This is a genomic window from Pseudomonas sp. SJZ103, from assembly GCF_007828335.1.
GTDB lineage: Bacteria > Pseudomonadota > Gammaproteobacteria > Pseudomonadales > Pseudomonadaceae > Aquipseudomonas.
This window is the reverse complement of sequence record NZ_VIUN01000011.1, coordinates 219297-226722: the sequence shown is the minus strand read 5'-3', so window position 1 is coordinate 226722 and position 7426 is coordinate 219297. Positions and strand designations below refer to the sequence as shown.

At 62.3% G+C, this 7426-nt stretch carries 9 protein-coding genes; 4 read left to right on the top strand and 5 right to left on the bottom strand.

What is annotated here, in order from left to right:
* Positions 1-421: 421 nt before the first annotated feature.
* Complete coding sequence (locus FBY10_RS22555; protein ID WP_145337717.1) at positions 422-616, bottom strand: hypothetical protein; 195 nt, start codon at positions 614-616, stop codon at positions 422-424.
* Positions 617-646: 30 nt separating this feature from the next.
* Between FBY10_RS22555 and FBY10_RS22550 the strand changes: the two genes are divergently transcribed.
* Entirely contained in the window at positions 647-1108 is a 462-nt protein-coding gene (locus FBY10_RS22550; protein WP_145337718.1) for an NUDIX hydrolase, read from the top strand.
* On the opposite strand, the gene FBY10_RS22545 is transcribed toward FBY10_RS22550, so the two are convergent.
* Positions 1092-1655 (bottom strand): cysteine hydrolase family protein, encoded by a 564-nt coding sequence (locus FBY10_RS22545; RefSeq protein ID WP_145337719.1) that lies wholly within the window; start codon positions 1653-1655, stop codon positions 1092-1094. The two genes, FBY10_RS22550 and FBY10_RS22545, sit on opposite strands and share 17 nt — an antisense overlap.
* Positions 1656-1783: 128 nt before the next feature.
* Between FBY10_RS22545 and FBY10_RS22540 the strand changes: the two genes are divergently transcribed.
* The 3 genes from FBY10_RS22540 (at position 1784) to FBY10_RS22530 (ending at position 4952) form a co-directional block, all read left to right on the top strand.
* Positions 1784-3190: a hypothetical protein gene (locus FBY10_RS22540; protein ID WP_145337720.1), complete on the top strand. Its 1407-nt coding sequence runs from the start codon at positions 1784-1786 to the stop codon at positions 3188-3190.
* A 130-nt stretch (positions 3191-3320) separates the two neighbouring features.
* Positions 3321-4448, top strand: coding sequence for a saccharopine dehydrogenase family protein (locus tag FBY10_RS22535; RefSeq protein ID WP_145337721.1), 1128 nt, complete (start codon positions 3321-3323; stop codon positions 4446-4448).
* Positions 4449-4451: 3 nt separating this feature from the next.
* Positions 4452-4952, top strand: coding sequence for a DUF2269 domain-containing protein (locus FBY10_RS22530; protein WP_145337722.1), 501 nt, complete (start codon positions 4452-4454; stop codon positions 4950-4952).
* A gap of 26 nt (positions 4953-4978) precedes the next feature.
* Here FBY10_RS22530 and FBY10_RS22525 read toward each other — a convergent pair whose 3' ends face one another.
* From FBY10_RS22525 to FBY10_RS22515, 3 genes are all read right to left on the bottom strand, one after another.
* Positions 4979-5395, bottom strand: a complete 417-nt coding sequence (locus FBY10_RS22525) for a DoxX-like family protein (RefSeq protein ID WP_145337723.1) — start codon at positions 5393-5395, stop codon at positions 4979-4981.
* Positions 5392-5844, bottom strand: coding sequence for a thiol-disulfide oxidoreductase DCC family protein (locus FBY10_RS22520; protein WP_131696113.1), 453 nt, complete (start codon positions 5842-5844; stop codon positions 5392-5394). The genes FBY10_RS22525 and FBY10_RS22520 overlap by 4 nt, the downstream gene beginning before the upstream one ends.
* A gap of 174 nt (positions 5845-6018) precedes the next feature.
* Positions 6019-7356: an MFS transporter gene (locus FBY10_RS22515; protein ID WP_131696114.1), complete on the bottom strand. Its 1338-nt coding sequence runs from the start codon at positions 7354-7356 to the stop codon at positions 6019-6021.
* Positions 7357-7426: the final 70 nt, after the last annotated feature.

Genomic DNA, 7426 nt, shown 5'->3' with positions numbered 1-7426 from the left:
ACTGACACTCCGCTATCGGGAGCAAGCCCCCTCCCACAGTTGAGCTGTTTACATCCGGCAGATTTCGGTCGCATGGGCGACTGCCAAAAGTCGCGCGGTTGAAGTAGGCGTGGGCTGACACGCCTCAGTCTGAATGTGGGAGGGGGCTTGCTCCCGATGACGGTGGATCAGCTAATAAATCTGTTGACTGACACTCCGCTATCGGGAGCAAGCCCCCTTCCACAGTTGAGCTGTTTACATCCGGCAGATTTCGGTCGCATGGGCGACTGCCAAAAGTCGCGTGGTTGAAGTAGGCGTGGGCTGACACGCCTCGGTCTGAATGTGGGAGGGGGCTTGCTCCCGATGACGGTGGATCAGCTAATGAATCTGTTGACTGAAACTCCGCTATCGGGAGCAAGCCCCCTTCCACAGTTGGGTCGTTTTACTGCTCTTGGCTGCAATCCCGCGGCGTGATGCCTTTTTCCTGGGCCAGGCGCAGCGCTTCGACGTTGAGAATGCCGTTGACCACGCCCAGGTTGTAATCCACGGTGCCGAAACGCTTGGGGTCGGCCAGGTTGCCCTTGCCGGCGTCCCCGCACTCGGCTAAAGCAAGGGAGCTGCCAAGACCATTGCGCAATTACTGGAAAACTACCCAAGGAATACACCCATGCGTGAACGAAAAGCAGCACGACTGCTGGTGATCAACCCCGCGCACGAGGTGCTGTTGTTCAGGTTCGTCCATAAAAACGGCGCGTTGGCCGGTAAAAATTACTGGGCCACCCCGGGCGGCGGCGTTGAAGCCGGGGAGACTTTCGAGGCGGCTGCCATCCGTGAACTGCGCGAGGAAACCGGTATCCAGGTGCAGGCCGTTGCAGCGCCCATCGCTGAGCGCCGATTTGCGCTGATGCTGCCCAGCGGTGAAACGGTGTCGGCCGTCGAGCACTACTTTGTGGTCCGCGCCGCCAGCAGCGAACTGTCCAAGGCCGAATGGACGCTGGAAGAGACCCAGGTAATGGCGGACCATCATTGGTGGTCGGCCCAGGCGCTGCGTGCCACCGAGGAAACGGTGTGGCCCGAAGCGCTGGTTGAAATGCTGGCGCAGGCCGGCGTGTTCAGCGCAGAGCGCTGAGAATCCCAGCCGTCTCGACCACCCTGGCGTAGTCCATTGCCAGGTTGCTCAGTGACAGCGCGTGCACGTCCTCGGCCGGCCACAGGCGCCCGGACAAATCGGTTTGATCGAAGGTGTAGCAGGCGTCGGCGGCGACGATCACGTCAAAGCCAAGATTGCCGCCTGTGCGCGTCGTTGCTTCGACGGAGTTGTTGGTGATCACCCCGGCGATCACCAGTTGCTTGATCGAACGCGCATGCAGCCAGCGTTCCAGCCCCGTGGCGGTGAAGGCACAAGGTACGTTCTTTTCCACTACGTGTTCGTGGGCCAGCGGTTGCAGCGCAGGCTGAAATTCGCAGCCCGGCTGGCCCGGCCAGAATACAGAGCCGGGGGTACGGGAGATGTGCCTGACGTGTACCACAGGCCGCCCCGACTGCCGCCAGGCGCCGAGCAACTGCTGCAACTGCTGCTCGGCCTGCGGATTATTGCGGCGCCCGAGCTTCGAATCATTCATACCCTGCTGCATGTCGATGATCACCAGTGCAGCGTTGGTGGCTAACGGTTCCATGGCACATCCTTTGGCTCGTGAGGCACAAAACATAGCAGCCATTGAGTGCGCCTAAACAGCGATTTGTTCGAAGCCTTCGCCATTTGCCTTTACACTGCCGCCCCCGAATTTCAGCAAGGATGCGTTGGATGCGTACGCGACTCAGCGGTGTACTCCTGTCCCTGGCCCTGGCCGCTCCCGTCATGGCCGAGCCCCGTTCGTTCTCGGTCAATGACCCCAGCGGTCACTACCTGGTCGAGGTGTTGTTCCCGGAGTTGCCGCAGGACTTGCAGCACCTGGCGCCGGCGCTCATCACCCTGCGCGATAAAAGCTCACTCGAAATCCTTCAGCAATTGCAGACCCCGGATGCCCATGTGCCGTTGGACCAGCAAGGTAAAACCGAGGACTGGCGCCTGATGGGGGAGAACGGCGTGGTGTACTTCGCCGATATCAACCAGGATGGCCGCCAGGACCTGGCGATCCGCAATGGCAACGGCGCGGATAAAGACTTTCAGTCGAGTTACGACGTCTACCTGCAAGACCCGCAGAAGCCCCACTGGGTGCTCAATGGTCCCTTGACCGAGCTGGCCAACGAGACCTCCGGCGGGATGTTTTCGGTCAATCCCAAGGACGGCACTATTCATTCGCAGACCGACCGAGGTTGCTGCTGGACCCGCGCCAGCCGCTATCAGATGCGCGACGGCGAACTGGTAAAACTCAGCTCGTACACTCAGGCAGAAGTGCCCGCGACCGACGATGACGCCAACAACAGCATGCCCAGCGGCTACATGCTGCGCACCACCGGCGAGTGGAAGGACGGTCAATGGCTGGAAACGCCAAGGCTGGAAGGGCCGGTAAACGAAGACCCCGAGTTCCTGGCCGGCACCCTCAACGGCAAGATCCCGGTGCAACTCTGGTACCAGCAACAGGGCGCGGTGCTGATCGGTGAGTTGCGCTACACCAAAAGCGGCAGCGGCAAGCCGATCAAGCTGGTGGGTAATCAGGGTGAATACGGCGACCAGTCGTTTATCTACCTGCACGAATATGCCGATGACGGCCGTCAAACCGGCATCTGGCGCATCACGCGGGAAACCGTCGAACCCTATGCCTACGCGGGCACCTGGGTCAGCGGCGCCAAGGGCGACCAGCCTGAACTGCAGATTCAACTGCACAGGCAGGACCGGGAGCCTGAGTACGACAAACTCGGCGACGTGGCCCGTGACCAGCGCGATGGCCATTACCAGATGCGCGACGACTTCCTCGGCCGCGACGGTGACCTCGACCTGAAAATCCTTCCCGACCGCGATGCCCAGGGCCGGGAGGTGGCGGAACTTAGCGTGACGCTCAAAGACACCGGCACCGACAAGGTCATCATCACTACGCACCAACGCGTGCCGATGGAAACCGCAAACCTGATCATCGTGCGCACACCCCAGGCGCCGCCTCGGGCCGGGCCGTATCACATCCAACTGGTGAAGGGCTTCGCTGTGATCGAGCACAACTCGGCGCCGGACAGCCAGGACTATCTGACCGGGTTTTATCGTAAGCAGCCCTGAGGCAAGGGAGCAATGCTGCCTGAGTGTCGATCCTGGCTCAGGCGGTTAAGCAAATCGGGTATCTTTAGCCGTTTCAGCCGCCGGCCTGCCTCAGGCCCCGCGCGCAATCGATTGATCAGGGAAACATGCAATGGCACTCAGGGTGATGGTGATCGGCGGCTACGGCAACTTTGGCAGCATCATTTGCCGACACCTGGCGGGCGCGCCGGGCATTGAACTGGTGGTCTCGGGCCGCCACCCACACAAGTTGCAGGGCAAAGTCGATGGGTTGAAAACGTCCTCCGGCCGCGTGTGCGAAAGCTGGTGCGGCGATGCCATGGCGGCCGGGTTCGCTGGCGTCTTGCAGTCGATGGACATCCAGTTGGTGATCCACACCGGCGGCCCGTTCCAGGGGCAATCCTATGCCGTCGCCCAGCACTGCATCGACGCGGGCGTGAACTACTGCGACCTGTCGGACTGCCGGACCTTCGTCAATGGCGTCGGCGTGCTGGATGCGAAAGCCCGGCAGGCGGGCGTGGCCGTCCTCAGCGGTTGCAGCTCTGTGCCGACGTTGTCGTCCGCCATCATCGACCGGTACCGCTATCGCTTTATGCGCATCGACACCATCGAGCATGGCATTTCCTCTTCGGCGAAGATGCCGGGGCTGTCGACCATCGAAGGTGTGCTTGCCTACGCGGGCAAACCGATCAAGCAACTCAAGCAGGGCCAAGTGCACGAAGTGCTGGGCTGGCAGGACCTGACCCTGCGCAGGATGCCCCAGCTCGGCACGCGGGTGCTGGCCAATGTGGACGTGCCTGACATGGATATATTCGCTGGCCGTTATGGCGCCCATACCCTGCGCTTCAAGGCCGGTGCGGGGCTCAAGCTGGGCGGTGTCGCCAATTATCTGCTGGCGCAAGCGCTACGCATGGGTATCGTGCGCGACCACCTTGCATGGGCCGCCAGACTGCATCGCCTGGGCACCTGGTTCGAACGATTGGGTGATGGCAAAAGCGCGATGTACATCGACGTGCAAGGCCTGGGCATGCACGGTCAGCCGCTGACCCTGGCGGTGCAACTCACGGCCCTGGACGACAAGGGCCCGGAAATCCCCAGCTGCGCAGCCGTCGCCCTTGCCACCAAAATGGCCCACGGTTACGTGCCCGAACCCGGTGCCCGCCCGTGCGTAGGCGAAATCAGCGTCGACGAATACATGGCCGCCATCAACGAACCGACCAAGCTGAGCCTGACGGTGCGCTTCTCTGACGGGCAGGCCTGACGGATGCTCTACCTGTGCCTGAAGTACCTGCACATCATCGCGGCGATTTTCCTGTTCGGCTTCGGCATGGGCTCGTACCTCTACCTGATCGCCGCCAGTCGCACCGCCAACCCGCAAGTGATCGCCCATGTGGCGCGCATGGTCGTACGGTTTGATACCTGGATTACCACGCCGGCGGGCGTTATTCAGATCATCACGGGCCTGCTGCTGATCCAGCTTGCCGGGCTGTCTGTGACCACTGAATGGGTACTGACCGCGTTGATCATCTTCCTCTGCGTGGGCTCGCTGTGGCTGCCGGTGTTGGTACTGCAGAAGCGCTTGCAGCAGATGGCCTCTCGGGCGGTCGAGACCGACACGGTGCTGGATGATGGATACCGTGGTGTGTACCGGCAATGGTTCTGGCTGGGCGTCTTCGGGTTCTTGGGGATGTTTGTGATCGTGATGATCATGGTGACGAAGATGACGCCGTGGCAGTTGGTTGGGCTATTGGCGGGGGCTGAATAAACGAGCGGCGAGTGGTACGGCGGCAATCAGGTTTTTCTATCAGCACTGGATGTTGCGCTCAGGTGAGCGCCCTCTGAGGGCTTGGCACACCAAGCCACCGCGCACAGCGCTAACCCAGCGACATTCAGCGACACAGGATTAAACGCCTCCCTGAGCAGCGCCGGACTGAACACCGCCACATCCACCAGCAGCCCCGCCAGTGACATTGCAGCCACCGCAATCGGCCAGGCACTGCGCGGCGAAAGTACTATCCATAACGCCAGAGCTATCTCCCCAACCCCAGCCAGCATGGCAACCACCTGCACCTGCTCGATCCCATGCGCGTGGATCATCGTCCGCTCGCCCTCGCTCAACCACAGCAGCTTTGGCACCAGCCCATGGTAGCCAAACATGAACGCCAAGCCGCCCCGGGCGATCCAGTTAATGCGCACCAAGGTGTTCATAACGGCCCCTTCAAAAAGCGCTGCTCATGATCCGCATCCGGCAACAGGCAAGTGTCGTATTTGCCGAAGAGCCGATAGCGATTACGCGCGATGCGATCGTAGGCCCAATCCCGCAGTACGCGCGGGATACCGCGCAACAGCAGCAAGGGACGCCAGGCGCGAGGCAGTTGCGCGATGATTTCCAACACTGCATCCGAACGCACCCAATAGTGCCTGTCGCGAATCACCGCCAGGGTGTCGAACTGATCCAGCGGCAACCCGGCCCAGGCCAGCAGTGCCTGCCCTTCGGGGGATTGCACCGCTGCCAGCCGCACGCGTCGTTGACGGTCATGGCGAATCAGGAACCTTGCCCAGCCGTTGCACAGTTTGCACACGCCGTCGAACAACACCACGGTTTCGCCGGGCTTGAGCAAGGGCGCGGGAGCAGGGCGGGTTTGGGAGGTGGGCATATGCGTGGGTCCAATCGGCCGGGGGCAGCCTGGATCATACCCGCTCAGTGGCGTGTGGCGCTGTTGTTCAATTGAAGCGTGAGGACCCGATAAGCAAAGGGCATCCCGTGTAGCAGCTGACGAGCTTCAGCGAGGCTGCGTCGGCCGCTGCTACGGTTTGGATGGTGTGAGTGCTTAACGCGAGAGCAGCGGCGCCGGGCTTTTGTCCTCATCGCCCACGTCATGCAGCGAAATCCTCGACGTCTCCGGCAACGCCAGGCCACCCGCCAACGCCAGCAACGCCACGGCAATCAGGTAGAACGCCGGTGACAGGTTGCTGCCTGTGGTGCTGATCAACCACGTGGCCATCAGCGGCGCGGTACCGCCGAAGATCGTATACGCCATGTTGTAGGTGATCGCCGAGGCGGTATAGCGCGTGCGGGTCGGAAAGGTCTCCGACAGCAACGCCGCCGTGACCACCCCGCACAACACCGCGCCCACCGCCAGCAACATCACCCCGACGATAGATGCCGCGAAGGAGCCGGAACTGGCCATCAGGAACGACGGATACACCACCACCATCAACAACACGCACGCCGTCATCACCGTGACCCGACGCCCCACGCGATCCGAATACAGCCCCGCCAGCGGGCAAATCGCCGCGGCGAAGATCAGCGCGATCAGCGACACCAGCAACGCCATCGCCCGACTCAGCCCACCGGCCACTTGCAGGTACGTCGCAAAGTAGGTGGTGAACATATAAAACGACAGCGCCGTCAGTGACACAAAAGCGCCCAGGCAGCAGATCGCCGCACCATGGTTGCGCAAGGTTTCCTTGAGCGGAGAGTGGGCGACCGCGTGCTCCTGCTTCACGGCCTGGAAGGCAGGCGTCTCATCCAGCTTCCAGCGCAGGTAAAGGCCCACCAGGCCCAGCGGCGCGGCGATCAGGAACGGCAGGCGCCAGCCCCAGCTGCCCATCGCCTCGGCGGACAACGACGCTTCAAGGGCGTATGCCACCACGGCGGCGGCGGCGAAGGCGGAGAATGTCGACACCGGCACGAAGCTGCCGTACCAGGCGCGCTTGTCGCTGGGTGCATGCTCCATCAGATAGGCACAGGCACCGGCGTATTCGCCGCCGGCGGAGAAGCCCTGGGCGCAGCGGATCAGTGACAACAGAATCGGCGCCGCGACGCCGATGGCGGCGTAGGTGGGCAGCAGGCCGATCAAGGTGGTGGCGCCGGCCATCAGCAGGATAGTCATGGCCAGGGTGCGTTTGCGCCCGATACGGTCGCCGAGCATGCCGAAGAAAATCCCGCCCAGGGGCCGGAAGGCAAATGCCACGGCGAATACCGCGAAGGTTTTGAGCAAGGCCGCGCTGGCGTCGCCACTGGGGAAGAATTGTTGGGCGATGGTGGTGGCGAGGAAACCGTAGACGGCGAAGTCGAACCACTCGACAAAGTTACCGATGCCGGCGGCGATGATGACCTTGCGCAGGGTCTGGGGGCTTACCTGTTCGGTGGAGGGGCTCGTCATGGGGAAGGCCTCGGAAGGGGTCGGGGATGCTGGATTATCCGGGGAAGGGGGATAGGCGGCCGGGCTCAAA

Excerpts from the sequence above, each read along its gene's own strand:
- FBY10_RS22550 (WP_145337718.1), top strand. The coding sequence starts at position 647 with ATGCGTGAACGAAAAGCAGCACGACTGCTGGTGATCAACCCCGCGCAC.
- FBY10_RS22545 (WP_145337719.1), bottom strand. The coding sequence starts at position 1,655 with ATGGAACCGTTAGCCACCAACGCTGCACTGGTGATCATCGACATGCAG.
- FBY10_RS22540 (WP_145337720.1), top strand. The coding sequence starts at position 1,784 with ATGCGTACGCGACTCAGCGGTGTACTCCTGTCCCTGGCCCTGGCCGCT.
- FBY10_RS22535 (WP_145337721.1), top strand. The coding sequence starts at position 3,321 with ATGGCACTCAGGGTGATGGTGATCGGCGGCTACGGCAACTTTGGCAGC.
- FBY10_RS22530 (WP_145337722.1), top strand. The coding sequence starts at position 4,452 with ATGCTCTACCTGTGCCTGAAGTACCTGCACATCATCGCGGCGATTTTC.
- FBY10_RS22525 (WP_145337723.1), bottom strand. The coding sequence starts at position 5,395 with ATGAACACCTTGGTGCGCATTAACTGGATCGCCCGGGGCGGCTTGGCG.
- FBY10_RS22520 (WP_131696113.1), bottom strand. The coding sequence starts at position 5,844 with ATGCCCACCTCCCAAACCCGCCCTGCTCCCGCGCCCTTGCTCAAGCCC.
- FBY10_RS22515 (WP_131696114.1), bottom strand. The coding sequence starts at position 7,356 with ATGACGAGCCCCTCCACCGAACAGGTAAGCCCCCAGACCCTGCGCAAG.